Consider the following 14969-nt stretch of genomic DNA (forward strand, 5'->3'; position numbering starts at 1 on the left):
GTGACGACAAGGTTATGGCGTCTGCAGAACGATCAGGTCGGTGATCAGTGCTTTCCTTTACATGAGTGGATTGCATCCGCTGCCGCGCCTCGACTGACAGCACCCCGCCACACTCTTTCTGCATTGGAAATGCCCTGAAACAAGGAGCAGCATGAGCGACGGAATAGAGACGGAAGCGCTCCCGAAGAGCGCAAAAGCGCGGAACTGGATCAAGCAGGAAGGGCAGGACGCCGAAAAGGCGACCTTTCCTGAACTCTTCTTCGACCTTGTTTTTGTTTTTGCGCTGATACAGCTGTCTCACGCGCTGGCGGAGGATTTCGGTCCGACAGCCGTTCTGGAAGCGGCCGTTCTGATCCTTTCCTTGTGGTGGCTCTGGATCCACACGACCTGGATCACCAATCTGCTCAATACGGAGGTTGAGCCTGTCCGGCTTCTTCTCTTCACCCTGATGTTCGGAGGTGTCCTGCTTGCGATCGCTTTACCGCAAGCGTTCGCGGAGCAGGGCTTTGCGTTCGCGCTGATCTACAGCGCCCTTCAGATCGGACGCAGCCTGTTTGCTCTATACGCATTCAGGGGACAAGACCGGCAGTCCTTTCTCGTCTTTCTGCGTGTCACGATCTGGCTGGCCATATCGAGCGTTTTCTGGATCGCTGGAGGATTGTCCGATCTGACAACCCGGCTTGTTTTCTGGGGCTGTGCGCTTGGTATCGAATATGCCGGTCCCGTGTGCCGTTATTTCGTTCCGGGAGTTCCCTCGAGCGACGAGGACAGGCTGCATCTTTCCGGTGAACATCTGGCGGAACGCTGCGCGCTCTTCGTGATCATCTGTCTTGGAGAAACCATACTGACCACGGGGCGCACCGCCACCGATTACATGAGTTCCGGTCTGACATTCGTGGTCTTCTGCTCCGCTTTCATAAGTACCGTCGCGATGTGGTGGATCTACTTCCATCATGGTCAGGAAAAGGCGTCCAGAAAAGCCGAGAATGCGGACGAGAAGGCAAAGATCGCAAACAACCTTTTCAACTACGGGCACCTGCCCATCGTGGCCGGCATCATCGTCACCGCGGTTGGCGAGGATTTCAGCCTGTCACACAGCCATGATGGCGCAACGGTGAGGGAAGCGATCGCAATTCTGGGCGGACCGATCCTCTTTCTTGCGGGAAATATTGGTGTGAAGATCGCTGCTGCCTATGAGCGGCCGCTTTCGCATGTCGTTGGTGTCGTCCTGCTGTGCCTGCTTCTGCCGCTGCAGGGCGTGCCGCTCTATGTTCTTCAGCTGGCCAGTACCGCGGTAATTCTGCTGGTTGCGGTCTGGGAATATCTTGCGCTACGCGGCAATACCGCCAATGCGTAAACGGTGAGGATGGTCACGCGGCCATCAAGCGTGACCGTTCCCGCCAGAGGCGCTGACTTTGCACGGATGCTTCCTCGAATGACATAGCCATGTCGTTGACCAGCATCAGGGCAACCGCTGCCGTGGAAACGATGATCGCCTCGGCTCTTTCATCCCGCGCAGCACCCGTCCACACGGCACACCAATATTCGAAGGTGGTGAACATGGTGGGCATCTCGGCGGGTGGTGTTTCGCGTCCGGGAATGAAGATGTCGATATCCTGGCCCTTCGACAAGCCGAAGATCCTGGTGCTGCGGAAAGGCGTGAACTGCGCGAAATCCCGCGTGCTGCCGAAAATGGCGAGGTTCTCCATGTTCAGAATTTTCGCCATATCGCGATGAAGCTCCTGATAGGAGGGGCGCGCGACGCCGGTGATGATGCTTCGGGCGCGTAGCGGGTTGAGAAGATGAACCATGGTGTTGAGCGGAAGGCGCATCTCCAGCAGCTCGTACAGGCCGAGCAGGCTCTGGAACTGGGATGAAATGCCGCCGATCGGCAGATAGGCCAAACCTCTCGAGGCTGTCGCATGCGCAGCTTCCTTGAGAGACAGGCAAATCGGGATGCCACTGGCCTCCGCGGCGATTTCGAGTTTGCCGCCGTTGTCGCCCTTTCCCATGTTTCCGTGCAGAAGAACACGGCGACCGGTCATTGCCACCAGACGCGCCGAGTGCAGGAACCAGGGTGCATCCCGGTGTTTTGGGGACACATAGACCGGCCAGTCCAGATCGACGGATGCATCAGGGTTCTGGTTTCTGTCCATGTGACGCCACATGGCTTCGATGAAGCCGGCAAGTTCCGCAGCCGTTCCGCCGCGATAGTGCATCGTTGCAAGAAGCGCACCGATCTGGATGGGATCGGCGTCGCCGCCAAGAATGATCGACAGCGCGTCCATCGCCTCCGTCTGGCTGAGGGGACGGCTGTTTCCGATACCCATGGAGGATGTTGCGATATATTTCGCCAGTCTCTGCTGTGGATCTGCGTTGTGGCCAATTTGGGCGAGGCGGTTGGCAATGTGTGTGGGGCTTGGCTGCCCCTCGAGCAACAGGCTGGGACGCGTGGCCAGCGGCGGCGCTTTCATCAGTTGCGGCCGCTCCCATCCAGACGTTTTTGTGGATGGCACCGGTCCGCCGGGTTGTTCCCTCGTGTAGTCGATCAGATTTTCAGCCTCTGCCGCGAGAGAGCGGATGCGCAGCCGCATTTCCTCTGCAAACGGGGTTGGCAACAGCCCCTGGCCTGTCCGGAGAAAAAGCTGATCGTCATATTTTTCGCGGAGCTGCTGCAGGATCCGGCTCATGGATGAAGTCGGCAGACCCATGCCGGCTGCGGCCCGACTGACGCTTCCTTCGCGCAGCAAGGCGTCAAAGGCGATCAACAGCTTCAGCTGCCCGAGCTTGTCGGGTCGGGTTGATGTCGCCTGTTCCTCGTTTCCCTTTTTGATTGTCATCCTGTGCTGTTTCACCTCGCCGCCGGTCGGCAAAGCCCCCAATTTGCAATTTTCAGAATTTAGAATGGTTCAAAAACAAAGGCGTTGTGCCACCCGCTCCTCCTAAATAAGTGGGGGATAATTCTCAAGTTAAATGCGGGGGCATAACATGGAAGTGAAACATTGCGGTCAGATCAGTGCCGCAGGAACGGCACGGGCCATCATCACGGCCGGTATGGCTGGCACCGCATTGGCCGCGGCGATGGCTCCCGCCGTCGCACAGCAGGCAACGGAAGGGAACACCGTCCTTCAGCAGATCGTCGTGACGGCTGCGGGCTTCGAACAGAACGTCAAGGATGCGCCGGCCAGCATTACCGTGGTGACGCGAGAAGAGCTGGAAAAGGGATCCTTCCGCGATCTGACGGATGCGTTGCGTGAAGTTCAGGGCGTTTCGGTTACCGGCGTCGCCAATGAAAAGGACATCTATATCCGCGGGTTGCCCGGCGCTTACACGCTGATCCTTGTGGATGGCAAACGCCAGAGCACGCGTGATGCCCGCACGAACGGCAATGCCGGTTTCGAACAGAGCTTCATACCGCCGGTTTCGGCCATCGAGCGTATCGAGGTCGTGCGTGGCCCGATGTCCTCGCTTTACGGTTCCGATGCGATGGGCGGCGTCATCAATATCATCACCCGCAAGGTCGGTGATGTCTGGTCCGGCTCGGTCACCACCGAAGGAACGGCCCAGCAGCATTCTCGTTTCGGCAACAGCGGTCAGGTTTCCTGGTATGCTAACGGTCCGATCCTCAAGGATATGCTCGGCCTGCAGGTGTGGGGCCGTGGCTTCACGCGGGGCGAGGACCGTATTCTGAGTGGCACGACGGGTGCCAAGGAATATGATTTCAACGGCCGCCTGACCTTCACGCCCAACGAAGATCACGACATCTATCTCGAAGGCGGCAAGACGCGTTTGCGCCGCAGCGCCGAACCGGGCGATACGCTGGCGACGACCGCTGCCAACGCCACATACAACACCAACACACGCGATCATTGGTCCCTGTCGCACACCGGACGGTGGGGACCGACAACGTCTGAGTTCTCGATCCAGCAGGAGTGGGCGGAGCGCACCAACTATTCACGCAGCATTGCAACCGGTCGCGTGACGGAAAACCTCCGTTCTCCGGAGATCCGCAACACCGTGATCGACGGCAAGTTCACCACCCCGTTCGAACTGTTCGGCGGACATACGCTTGTCACCGGTGGCCAGTATTTCGACGCGCATCTGACGGACCAGAATCCAGGACGCGGTACGGGGCTGGATGAAACCTTCTCGGCAACGCAGTGGGCGCTTTTCGTGGAGGATGAATGGCGCATCGTCGACAGCTTCGCACTGACAGGCGGCTTGCGCCTCGACAATCACGAGAAATATGGCAACCATTTCAGCCCGCGCATTTACGGTGTGTGGAACGCAACCGATGCCTTGACGATCAAGGGTGGTATTTCCACCGGTTTCCGTGCGCCGGAGATCCGTCAGGTCGCACCCGGTTACATCTATACGACTGGCGGCGGTGGATGCACCGTAGGTCCAGCGGGCACATGCGGCGTCATCATCGGCGACCCCAACCTAGAAGCGGAAAAGAGCACCAGCTATGAACTGGCGGCACTCTGGGATAACGGTGACGTTGCCTTCGGCGCGACCTATTTCTACACGGATTTCCGCGACAAGATTTCCAACGCACAGGTGCTCGACAGCAGCGGCAACCCTGTTCGCTGGAGCGAGAATAACAATTACCGCCTCTGGTATAACTATAATATCGACGATGCGGTCATTCAGGGCGTGGAGCTGACGGCGAGCTGGTACGCGACGCCAGACCTGACGTTCCGCGGCAGCTATACCTATACCCATTCCGAGCAGAAGACCGGTACGTATGAGGGTTTCCCGCTCGACCGCACGCCAGAACACATGGCCAACCTCAGAGGTGACTGGGTAACGCCGATCGACGGTCTGGAAGCATGGGCATCGATCAACTATCACGGATCGGAAATCAACGCTGGACCGCGTATCGGCACCAATGGTTCGCCGGTGACGATCAACGGTGTCGCAGGTCGGAAATATGATGCCTACACGACGCTGGATCTGGGCGCGAAATACGCCGTTGCCGAGAATGTCGACTTCAATGCGGCCGTCTACAATGTCTTCGACAAGGAAGTGGGCACAGGCGACTTCAACACGGTGATGGAAGGTCGCCGCTTCTGGGTCAGCATGACGGCACGGTTCTGATCATCGGCCGATCCTAAACGAGATGGAGGAGGCGCCTTATGGCGCCTCTTTTTTTGTACGCTGACGCAGGACCGTCCGACCGGACGTCTGCGGGTCGGGCAGCGTGTCGCTTTCGATGGTGGCGAACAGCCAGTCGATGAAGGCCTGCACGATCGGTGCCGCTCGCCTGTCTGGCCGGCAGGCAACGTACAGCGCATGATTTGCCGGAACGGCAAGATCAAACGGTGCGACAAGTTCACCTCTGACGATGAGGTCACCGGCCGTAATCGAGTCGCCCAGCGCGACGCCCTGACGATGCAGCACGGCTTCGGTTGCAAGCCTTGCATCACCCATGAAATGCTGGCGTCCGCGCGGCAGGCCATGGGCGTTGGCGGCGGCAAGCCAGGTGTTCCACTCGGCGCCGTCATCGCAATGCATCAGCACATGATCCTGCAGATCGCGGGTGGAGCGAAGCGGTCGCATGTTGAGCAGCGTAGGGCTGATGACGGGAAAAAGGGAAAAGCGGCTCCACAGCCGCGTCCAGCAATCGCCCCAGTTGCCGTCGCCATAGAGGATCGAGATATCGACATCCGGCGAGTAGGGTGCTGCTGCATCGTTCGATGCGATCAGCCTCAAGGTCACACCGGGGAACTGTTCAGTAAAGCGATCCAAGCGCGGAATGAGCCAGAAGGACAAAAGCGCCGCCACGCAGGTCACTGTCAGCTCTCCGTTCGTCGCCGGTCGCGTCATGGCGGCCGTTGCCGCGGCGATGCCGTCAAACGCGCTGGAGACGGCTGGCAGAAGCAGTGCGCCCTGCGGGGTCAGCTTTAACCGTTTGCCATCGCGCTCGAACAGCGGCGTATCGAAAGACTGTTCCAGCGCCCGGATCTGATGGCTTATCGCACCGTGGGTGACATTCAGCTCCCGGGCGGCGGCAGATACCGATCCCCGGCGGGCGGTCGCCTCGAAGGCGCGGAGCGGATTGAGGGGTGGCAGGCGACTGGGCAACGACGCATTCCAACAGCATAGTTGTGAATTTTTCTCACATAAAATGCTATAACAATGTCAATTGATTTCCAATTCGAATTCTTCATAGTTGTCGGCAACAAGAATGAAGGGGAATGAAGAAGTGAGCGTCCTTGGCGGGCGCAACGACCGACGGCAGGCATCTTTGCCGTGCTTTTCGGCGTCCCTTTCCAACTGCGAGAGGCGAAGATGGCGTTTGATGACAGGAAGCTGGAAGAGCTTCGTGTGAAGTACGGACAGGGCCACGGCGGCGATCTGTTCGATCCCGAATTTCGCAACGTTGCCGACAAGATCTTCAATGAGGGCGGCACGCGGTTGGCGCCTTATTCCGGTATTCCGACGTTCCTGACGGCGCCTTATCTGCAGGTCGATGCGGAAACACCGGATTTCGGTGATCTACAGGTGGCGCTGCTTGGCATTCCGATGGATCTCGGCGTCACCAACCGGCCGGGATCACGTTTCGGGCCACGCGCTCTTCGTTCGATCGAGCGGATCGGCCCGTACAATCACGTGCTGGGTTGCGCGCCGGTTCACGATCTGCGTGTTGCTGATATTGGAGATGTGCCGTTCCGCAGCCGCTATCGTCTGGAAATGAGCCATGAGGATATCGAAAAGCGCGTCGACCAGATCGTGGCCGCGGGCGTCGTGCCGCTTTCTGTCGGCGGCGACCATTCGATCACGCATCCTATCCTGCGGGCAGTCGGGAAAAAGCGCCCGGTCGGCATGATCCATATCGACGCCCATTGCGATACGGGCGGGGCTTATGACCTGACGAAGTTCCACCATGGGGGGCCGTTCCGGAATGCCGTCCTCGATGGTGTGCTGGATCCCACGCGTGTGATCCAGATCGGTATCCGCGGCTCGGCAGAATATCTCTGGGAGTTCTCCTACGAGTCCGGCATGACGGTGATCCACGCCGAAGAGGTTACGGGTCTTGGCATACCCGCCATCATCGAGAAGGCGAAAACCGTGATCGGCGATGGACCGACCTATCTCTCCTTCGACATCGACAGTCTTGATCCCGCCTTTGCGCCCGGCACCGGAACACCGGAAATTGGCGGATTGACCAGCCGTGAGGTTCTGGAGCTGATCCGGGGCCTCAAGGGTATCAACCTGGTTGGCGGCGATGTCGTGGAAGTCGCGCCGCAATATGACGCGACCACCAATACCGCGCATGCGGGCGCGCAGATGCTTTTTGAAATCCTGAGCCTGATGGTGTTCAGCCCGTTCTTGAACGGGGCGCGATAACCGGGCGAAACGCTACGATAACGAATGGCGCCGTGAGCGATCGCGGCGCCGTTTTTTGCATGCGCTGGCGCATCACGGGGCATGCTCTACCGAAACGCGAGAAACTTGCGCTCGGCCTTTCTGAAAACAATGGTGATGAAGAGCACAACGACCATGTAGAGAGCGGCGGCCGTCAGAAAACCTTCGTAGACGACGTAATAGCTCGAATTCAGTTTGCGCCCGGCCCCCAGAATATCGACGATGGTGATGGTCGAGGCGACAACGCTGGCGTGCAGCAGGAAGATCACCTCGTTGGAATAGGCGGGCAGGGAGAGGCGGAATGCCTGGGGCAGGGCAATCAGCCGGATCACCTGCGTGCGCGTCATGCCGTAAGCGGCAGCGGCTTCCATCTCACCCTTGTCGAGACTGACGAGCGCACCGCGATAGATCTCCGCCACATAGGCAGCGCTATTCAGGGTGAAGCCGACGATCGCGCAGGTGTAGGCGTTGCCGAGCAGCAGCCACAGCATCGATTCCCTGACACTCTGGAACTGGGCGAGGCCGTAGTAGAGAATATAAAGCTGTACCAGAAGCGGCGTTCCCCGGAATACATAGGAATAGGCCGCGGCAAGACGCCCGAGAACGGGAACATCATAGGCCTGAACGAGTGCCAGCGGGATGGCGAGAATGGCGCCGAGAGCAAGCGAAATGCCCACCATCGTTACCGTTACCCACAAGCCCTGTGCGAAGAGTGGCCAGTTTTCGAAGATCAGCGCGAAATCCATGGGACACCTAGCGAAGCTTGTAGCGGTTTTTAAGCTGCCGCAGGCCGAGATCCGAGAGGATCGTCAGGCCGAGATAGACGGCAAAGGCCAGAAGCAGAAAGAGGAAGGGTTGATGCGATGAACGCCCGGCCTGATTGGCGTTATACATCACATCCTGCAGTCCGATGATCGACACAAGCGCGGTGGTCTTCAAAAGCACAAGCCAGTTGTTGGTAAAACTCGGCAGCATCAATGGCACGATCTGCGGCCAGACGATCAGGCGCAGCCATGTGGCGGGGCGCATGCCGCAGGCCAGCGCTGCCTCGATCTCGCCCTTGTCGAGAGCCGAATAGCTGCCGCGGAAGGTTTCGGTCATATAGGCGCCGAAGATGAAACCGATGGTTGCCGTGCCCGCGACGAAGGGGCTAATTTCTATGTAGCCCCACAGGCCGGTGGTTTCGCCCACCGAGTTTATGAGGGTCTGCCCGCCGAAATAGACGATCAGCATCAGCACGAGGTCCGGAATGCCGCGAACCAGCGTCGTGTAACCGTTGCCGAGGATATTGAGCAGCCGATGACGCGACAGCTTTGCCCACGCGCCGAGCAGCCCGAAGAAAATGGCGAGCACCAGCGAGGCGAGCGATAGCGAGATTGTCAGGCCAATGCCCGAGAGTACCATCGGCCCGTAAGCGAACAGGGTATCCACGCGACTTCATCCCCTCGTTTGGAGGGCGCCGCCCATGAAGAGCGGCGCCATTTTCAGATTACTTCCCGTAAACGTCGAATGGGAAATACTTCGCGTTGATCTTGGCATAGGTGCCATTCTCGCGGATCGTCTTGATCGCGCCAGTAATGGTGTCGCGCAACTCGCTGTCCTTCTTGCGCAGCGCGATGCCCGTACCCTCGCCGAAATATTTGTCTTCGGTGTATTCCGGACCGAAGAAGGCAAAGTCCTTGCCCTGCGGGGTTGCGAGGAAGCTGTCCTGAACGACAACCATGTTGGCCATGCCGGCATCGATGCGGCCGGCAGCCAGATCAAGCCATACCTCGTCCTGCGTCGGGTACGTCTTGACGGTCACGCCCGGCATGGTCTTTTCCAGAAACACCTGCGTGACCGTGCCGCTCTGCACGCCGACGGTCTTGCCGTCCAGCGTTTCCGGCGTCAGACCAGCCTTTGCGGGCGCCACGAAGCGATAGGGGATCTTGTAATATTTGCCGGTGAAATCGACGGCGCGCTTGCGCTCCTCGGTGATCGACATGGACGCCAAGATGGCGTCGTATTTGCCGGACTGAAGGGCGGGGATCAGACCATCCCAGTCCTGCTCGGTCCAGGTGCACTTTGCCTTCAGAACTTCGCAGATGGCATTGCCGATCTCATAGTCGAAGCCGGCCAGCTCGCCAGCTTCCGTCTTGTACATGAAGGGCTTGTAACCCGCCTCGGTTCCCCAACGGATGGTCAGATCCTCGGCGCTTGCAGCGCCTGCGAGCAGGGCCGCGACGGCCGAAGCGGCCAGAACCCGAAATACCTTGTGCATAGTCGTTCCTCTCTGTGTTGTTTTCACATTCTGGCAATGAACTCGGCCCAGCGGGCCGATACGTCCGCAGGGCTGCGGAACATTTCGTCAGGCGGCGCGATCGCTTCGGCGACGCCTTGATTCATGAACATGACGCGTGTGCTGACATCGCGGGCAAAGGCCATCTCGTGCGTAACCACGAGCATGGTGCGGCCTTCTTCGGCCAGATCGCGCATCACCTTCAGCACGTCGCCGACCATCTCCGGGTCGAGCGCCGATGTCGGTTCGTCGAACAGCAGGATTTCCGGGTCCATGGCAAGAGCGCGGGCAATCGCGACGCGCTGCTTCTGGCCGCCGGACAGTTGCGACGGATAAAAATTGAGGCGCGCCGACATGCCCACGCGGTCAAGGAATTTTTTGGCCTTTTCTTCGGCTTCCGCCTTGGTGGTGCCCTTCACATGGATCTGGGCAATGGTCACGTTTTCCAGAACCGTCAGATGGCGCCACAGATTGAAGCTCTGGAACACCATGGCAAGGCGGGTCCGCAGGTCTGTAAGTTCCTTGATGTTGGCCGGCTCCAGCTGTCCGTCGCGGTTTCGGCGAAGCGCGATCTCGCGGTCGTTGACGAGGATCTGGCCTTCGGTCGGATGCTCGAGAAAATTGATACAGCGCAGAAACGTGCTTTTGCCCGACCCGGAAGAACCGAGAATGGAAATGATGTCGCCCTTGTGCGCGGCCAGCGAAATGCCTCGAAGAACTTCAATATCGCCAAAGGATTTGCGGATATTGAGAACTTCAAGGGGAGGGACTTGTTTCAATTCCGTCATCTCCTTCATCTCCGCCAGTGTGTTATGAGAAACAAAATTTAGCCTCGCGATAAATCGCCGTTATCGAATTTTTAGGTGCGCTTCCGTGCAACTGATTGTTTCTTCGCGCGCGTAGCGGCGCTCTTTGTCAGCCGTTCGAGGAAAGCGTTTGTAACAACCGAACTGCGCCTGCTTCGGCTGACCGCCACACAGATCGGTGCGGAATATTCGAAGACATCAGGCCGGATGCTGACAAGCTCATGGCTGGCGGCATGTTTCGGCAGGAAACCGAGATAGGCTCCCGCCTGCACCAGTGCCGCGACAGCCTCCGTCTGGAAAACTGTTGGTCCGCGCCGAAACTGCTGTTTGATCTTTAGAAGCTTTTCTCCTTCGAGATAACCGCGGAATACCAATTCGTGCCGTGTGATCTTTTCGACCGACAGGTCCGGATCGTTCTCTACAGCTTCCATTAACGGGTGGGATGCCCCCGCGTAAAGCGCAACTTTCTCGTCGTAGAGATCAAAATAGACGAGTTCGTCCAGATGTCGGTACGCCGGGAAGATGCCGAGATGAAAGCTCCCATCCAGAATGCCGCGCTCGATCGTGCCGGGGGACTCCACGGTCAGATTGATCTCGACACGGGGCGCCAGCTTTCGGAACTCCTGAATTGCGGACAGGACAGGGCTTTTCACGTCCGAAAAGCTGCAGTCCATGATGGCCAGATTGATGCGGCCGGAAAAATCGTCGTTGATCGCCGCCATGTCCGCCATGAACTGTTCTGCGGCTGAGAGGAAATTGCGGATCAGCACCAGTGCCTGTTCGCCATGTTGGGTCAGTACGAACCCGCTGCGTCCGCGATAACAGAGCATGTATCCAAGACGCGTTTCCAGATGGGAGATCTGGCGGGAGATGGTGGAACGGCCGACGCCGAGCTGCCCCTGCGCCGCGGAAAATCCGCCGCAATCGGCAACCGTGCAGAACACGCGAAAGAGATGCATGTCGGTATCGCTGACGCGCCCAAGCAGTTTCCGGCGTTTGTTGAGCTTTGGTTGCATTGCCTACCTCATGTCCACATTGCAGGTGGAAGCAACAAATGTGCCTGAAATCCGCGCCGGATGGGATATGGAATCGAAAACCCGGGCAAGCGCTGCTTCTGAGAGTGCGGATCTCGCAAAAATCTCACGATGACAAAGACGGTGCGCAATGATGGTGATACCGGTGGACATGATTGTTGCATAATAATGCAAAAAAACTTCCAAGCTTGCATATTTTTGCATCATGGATCGCCTGCTAGACTGGGATGGAATAGCCAGGGCGGTCGCCCGTTACGGCGATGGCCAGATGCGGCTGCACAGGGCGATATGAGATTTGTCGCAAGGACATGGACATGATGAAGCAGACAGAAGATCATGCGGAACAAGGCGTTCTTTCCACAGAGGCCATCGAACAGCTGAAGGCGATTGTCGGTCCGGCTGGCTGGAGCACGGATCCTGATGTTCTGGACGCTCACACGATTGACTGGCTGCGGCAGTTCCGTGGCGCGACCAAACTGCTTCTGAAACCCGCCACGACCGAAGAGGTCGCCGCGATTGTCTCACTCTGTGCCACAAAAGGCATAGGAATCGTGCCCCAGGGTGGCAACACCTCGCTCGTGGGCGGTGCTGTTCCGTTCGGCACCGGCAACGAGATCGTTCTCAGCCTGTCGCGGATGAACAGGATACGCGCCATCGATCCGCTGAACGACACGATGACTGTCGAGGCGGGTTGCATCCTGGCGAACGTCCAGGCCGCTGCGGAGGCTGCCGAGCGGTTGTTCCCGTTGCGGCTGGCGGCGGAAGGCTCCTGTCAGATCGGCGGGAACATCGCCTCCAATGCCGGCGGAACGAACGTGCTACGTTACGGCAACATGCGCGATCTCGTTCTCGGGCTTGAGGTGGTCCTGCCGGACGGCCGGATCTGGAAAGGGCTGCGCGCACTTCGCAAGGATAATACGGGATACGATCTGAAGCAGCTTTTCATTGGTAGCGAAGGCTCGCTCGGCATCATCACGGCAGCCGTCCTGAAGATGTTCCCACGTCCTTCTTCGGTGGAAACCGCAATCTGCGCCGTCTCGTCGGTCGAGGCGGCACTGGAATTGCTGGTTCGCTGCAAGGAGCGGACCGGTAATCAGGTCACGGCTTTTGAACTGATGCCGCGAACCGGTGTCGAGCTGGTGTTGAAGCATTTTCCGGCGACGCGGTTCCCGCTGGGCGACATTCACGACTGGCAGGTTCTGGTCGAGCTTTCATCCGGCGATAATGGCTCGGCCTTGCGTGAAACGCTGGAAGATCTTCTGGGTGAGGCCTTCGAAGCCGAGCTGGTGACGGATGCGGCACTCGCCGCATCGGTGGAGCAAGCCCGTGCCTTCTGGTCGATCCGTGAAGGGCTGGCGGAAGCCGATGTTCTCGAAGGTGCGTCGATCCACGGCGATATAGCGGTTCCGCTGTCTTCAATCCCCGCGTTCCTTCGTGAGGCGGTCGCGGCGGTCGAGAAGGCCTGTGCAGGCGTTCGCGTGGTTGCCTTCGGACATATGGGCGATGGCAACATCCATTTCGGCATCGTCCAGCCGGTAGGCGCCGATGGCCACGCATTCCATGCGCGTGAGGAAGAAATCACCGGCATCGTTCACGATATCGTCCATCGTTTCAACGGTACGATTTCCGCTGAGCATGGGCTTGGCCGCGTCAAGCGCGATGCGATCCGTCATTATCGGGATGACGTCGAGCATGATCTGATGCTTGTCGTGAAGAGGTCACTGGACCCGAAAGGCATCATGAATCCTGGAAAATTCATCGGCACCGGGAACGATTGATGTGGCAGATCCGCCCCTCCGGACAACGTGAGGGGCTGGTTTTCGTAGCGCTCGTCAGCTACGCAGGCCCGGCGCTTCATGGCCGCTGCGCTCGACATATTCCGTATAGCCGCCGCCATATTGCTGAATGCCGTCCGGTGTCAGTTCCAGAACACGATTGGAAAGTGCGGCGAGGAAATGCCGGTCGTGGGATACGAACAGCATCGTTCCCTCATATTCCGACAGCGCCTTGATCAGCATTTCCTTGGTGTCGAGGTCGAGATGGTTCGTCGGCTCGTCGAGGACGAGGAAATTCGGCGGATCGAACAGCATGGCTGCCATGACCAGACGCGCCTTTTCGCCGCCTGACAGGACACGGCAACGCTTTTCCACGTCGTCGCCCGAAAAGCCGAAACATCCGGCAAGCGCACGCAACGGCGCTTGTCCCGCCTTCGGAAAACGTTCCTCCAGCCATTCGAGAATGGTGGCGTCACCTTCCAGAACGTCCATCGCGTGCTGGGCGAAATAACCCAGTTTGACGCTGGCGCCGAGGGTCACGCTGCCGGTGTCGGGTTCCGCGGTACCGGTAACGAGCTTGAGCAAAGTCGATTTTCCAGCACCGTTGACGCCCATGATGCACCAGCGCTCCTTGCGCCGTACCATGAAGTCCAGTTCTTCATAGATCGTGCGGCTGCCGTAAGCCTTGTTCACCTTCTTCAGTGCAACGACATCTTCGCCGGATCGCGGTGCTGGCGCGAATTCAAACGCCACCGTCTGCCGCCGTTTGGGAGGCTCGACGCGATCAATCTTTTCGAGTTTCTTGACGCGGCTCTGAACCTGCGCCGCATGCGAGGCGCGGGCCTTGAACCGTTCGATGAACTTGATTTCCTTGGCGAGCATCGCCTGCTGCCGCTCGAACTGCGCCTGCTGCTGCTTCTCGTTCTGCGCGCGCTGCTGCTCATAGAAGCCGTAGTCGCCGGAATAGGTGGTCAGCGAGCCGGCATCGATCTCGATGATCTTGTTGACGATGCGGTTCATGAACTCCCGGTCGTGGGAGGTCATCAGCAGCGCGCCGTCGTAATTGCGCAGGAAGTTCTCCAGCCAGATCAGGCTTTCAAGGTCAAGATGGTTGGACGGTTCGTCGAGAAGCATCACGTCGGGGCGCATCAGAAGAATGCGCGCCAGCGCGACGCGCATCTTCCAGCCGCCCGAAAGCTTGTCCACGTCGCCGTCCATCATTTCCTGACTGAAGCTCAGTCCGTCGAGGACTTCGCGGGCGCGGCCTTCAAGCGCGTAACCGTCCAGCTCCTCATAGCGAGCCTGAACTTCACCGTAACGTTCGATGATCGCGTCCATCTCGTCCATGCGGTCGGGATCGGACATGGCCGCTTCGAGCGCGCGTAGTTCGGCAGCGACCTCGCTGATCGGACCGGCGCCTTCCATCACCTCGGCGACCGCGGAGCGGCCTGACATCTCGCCGACATCCTGATCGAAGTAACCGACCGTCATGCCTTTCTCGACAACTACCTGCCCTTCGTCCGGCTGCTCTTCGCCGGTGATCATGCGAAAGAGCGTGGTCTTGCCTGCACCGTTCGGTCCGACGAGGCCGGTTTTCTCGCCCTTGTTCAGTGCGGCGGAAGCCTCGATGTAGAGGATGCGGTGGCTATTCGATTTGCTGATGTTTTCGATACGGATCATGATGCGGCCTGTGACGTGAGCGCCC

Annotated in this window: 12 protein-coding genes; 4 read left to right on the forward strand and 8 right to left on the reverse strand. The window is 58.8% G+C overall.

All coding sequences use genetic code 11. The features are described 5' to 3' along the window. Nucleotides 1–151 precede the first annotated feature (151 nt). Nucleotides 152–1357, forward strand: coding sequence for a low temperature requirement protein A (locus N7578_RS03460; protein ID WP_311108907.1), 1206 nt, complete (start codon nucleotides 152–154; stop codon nucleotides 1355–1357). 13 nt (nucleotides 1358–1370) lie between these two features. Here the strand turns inward: N7578_RS03460 and N7578_RS03465 are convergent, their stop codons facing one another. Continuing rightward, nucleotides 1371–2840, reverse strand: a complete 1470-nt coding sequence (locus tag N7578_RS03465; RefSeq protein WP_311108908.1) for a glycosyl transferase family protein — start codon at nucleotides 2838–2840, stop codon at nucleotides 1371–1373. A gap of 148 nt (nucleotides 2841–2988) precedes the next feature. On the opposite strand from N7578_RS03465, the gene N7578_RS03470 reads away from it, so the two are divergent. Then, on the forward strand, nucleotides 2989–5100 hold the full coding sequence (locus N7578_RS03470) for a TonB-dependent receptor domain-containing protein (protein ID WP_311108909.1): 2112 nt from the start codon (nucleotides 2989–2991) through the stop codon (nucleotides 5098–5100). Between the two features lie 36 nt (nucleotides 5101–5136). Here N7578_RS03470 and N7578_RS03475 read toward each other — a convergent pair whose 3' ends face one another. Beyond that, nucleotides 5137–6087, reverse strand: a complete 951-nt coding sequence (locus N7578_RS03475; RefSeq protein ID WP_311108910.1) for a LysR substrate-binding domain-containing protein — start codon at nucleotides 6085–6087, stop codon at nucleotides 5137–5139. A gap of 207 nt (nucleotides 6088–6294) precedes the next feature. Here N7578_RS03475 and speB point away from each other — a divergent pair, with 207 nt between their 5' ends. After that, nucleotides 6295–7353, forward strand: a complete 1059-nt coding sequence (gene speB / locus N7578_RS03480; RefSeq protein ID WP_311108911.1) for an agmatinase — start codon at nucleotides 6295–6297, stop codon at nucleotides 7351–7353. Nucleotides 7354–7439: 86 nt separating this feature from the next. On the opposite strand, the gene N7578_RS03485 is transcribed toward speB, so the two are convergent. The 5 genes from N7578_RS03485 to N7578_RS03505 all read right to left on the reverse strand — a co-directional run bounded on the left by N7578_RS03485 (nucleotide 7440) and on the right by N7578_RS03505 (nucleotide 11471). Next, on the reverse strand, nucleotides 7440–8117 hold the full coding sequence (locus N7578_RS03485) for an ABC transporter permease subunit (RefSeq protein WP_311108912.1): 678 nt from the start codon (nucleotides 8115–8117) through the stop codon (nucleotides 7440–7442). A gap of 7 nt (nucleotides 8118–8124) precedes the next feature. Next, nucleotides 8125–8802 (reverse strand): ABC transporter permease subunit, encoded by a 678-nt coding sequence (locus N7578_RS03490; RefSeq protein WP_311108913.1) that lies wholly within the window; start codon nucleotides 8800–8802, stop codon nucleotides 8125–8127. Nucleotides 8803–8860: 58 nt separating this feature from the next. Then, nucleotides 8861–9631 carry a lysine/arginine/ornithine ABC transporter substrate-binding protein gene (locus tag N7578_RS03495; protein WP_311108914.1) on the reverse strand — a complete coding sequence of 257 codons (771 nt, stop codon included), beginning with the start codon at nucleotides 9629–9631 and terminating at the stop codon, nucleotides 8861–8863. A 23-nt stretch (nucleotides 9632–9654) separates the two neighbouring features. Then, nucleotides 9655–10437, reverse strand: coding sequence for an ATP-binding cassette domain-containing protein (locus N7578_RS03500; RefSeq protein WP_311108915.1), 783 nt, complete (start codon nucleotides 10435–10437; stop codon nucleotides 9655–9657). A 71-nt stretch (nucleotides 10438–10508) separates the two neighbouring features. Continuing rightward, on the reverse strand, nucleotides 10509–11471 hold the full coding sequence (locus N7578_RS03505) for a LysR family transcriptional regulator (RefSeq protein WP_311108916.1): 963 nt from the start codon (nucleotides 11469–11471) through the stop codon (nucleotides 10509–10511). Between the two features lie 332 nt (nucleotides 11472–11803). Between N7578_RS03505 and N7578_RS03510 the strand changes: the two genes are divergently transcribed. Then, nucleotides 11804–13267: an FAD-binding oxidoreductase gene (locus N7578_RS03510; protein ID WP_311108917.1), complete on the forward strand. Its 1464-nt coding sequence runs from the start codon at nucleotides 11804–11806 to the stop codon at nucleotides 13265–13267. 54 nt (nucleotides 13268–13321) lie between these two features. Here the strand turns inward: N7578_RS03510 and N7578_RS03515 are convergent, their stop codons facing one another. Then, nucleotides 13322–14944 (reverse strand): ABC-F family ATP-binding cassette domain-containing protein, encoded by a 1623-nt coding sequence (locus tag N7578_RS03515; RefSeq protein WP_311108918.1) that lies wholly within the window; start codon nucleotides 14942–14944, stop codon nucleotides 13322–13324. Between the last annotated feature and the right edge of the window lie 25 nt (nucleotides 14945–14969).

The sequence above is a fragment of the Agrobacterium tumefaciens genome, assembly GCF_031801495.1.
Lineage (GTDB): Bacteria > Pseudomonadota > Alphaproteobacteria > Rhizobiales > Rhizobiaceae > Agrobacterium > Agrobacterium tumefaciens_K.

Bases quoted from the DNA above. Each gene is read 5' to 3' on its own strand.
- N7578_RS03460 (WP_311108907.1), top strand. From the start codon at position 152: ATGAGCGACGGAATAGAGACGGAAGCGCTCCCGAAGAGCGCAAAAGCG.
- N7578_RS03465 (WP_311108908.1), bottom strand. From the start codon at position 2,840: ATGACAATCAAAAAGGGAAACGAGGAACAGGCGACATCAACCCGACCC.
- N7578_RS03470 (WP_311108909.1), top strand. From the start codon at position 2,989: ATGGAAGTGAAACATTGCGGTCAGATCAGTGCCGCAGGAACGGCACGG.
- speB (WP_311108911.1), top strand. From the start codon at position 6,295: ATGGCGTTTGATGACAGGAAGCTGGAAGAGCTTCGTGTGAAGTACGGA.
- N7578_RS03485 (WP_311108912.1), bottom strand. From the start codon at position 8,117: ATGGATTTCGCGCTGATCTTCGAAAACTGGCCACTCTTCGCACAGGGC.
- N7578_RS03495 (WP_311108914.1), bottom strand. From the start codon at position 9,631: ATGCACAAGGTATTTCGGGTTCTGGCCGCTTCGGCCGTCGCGGCCCTG.
- N7578_RS03500 (WP_311108915.1), bottom strand. From the start codon at position 10,437: ATGACGGAATTGAAACAAGTCCCTCCCCTTGAAGTTCTCAATATCCGC.
- N7578_RS03505 (WP_311108916.1), bottom strand. From the start codon at position 11,471: ATGCAACCAAAGCTCAACAAACGCCGGAAACTGCTTGGGCGCGTCAGC.
- N7578_RS03510 (WP_311108917.1), top strand. From the start codon at position 11,804: ATGATGAAGCAGACAGAAGATCATGCGGAACAAGGCGTTCTTTCCACA.
- N7578_RS03515 (WP_311108918.1), bottom strand. From the start codon at position 14,944: ATGATCCGTATCGAAAACATCAGCAAATCGAATAGCCACCGCATCCTC.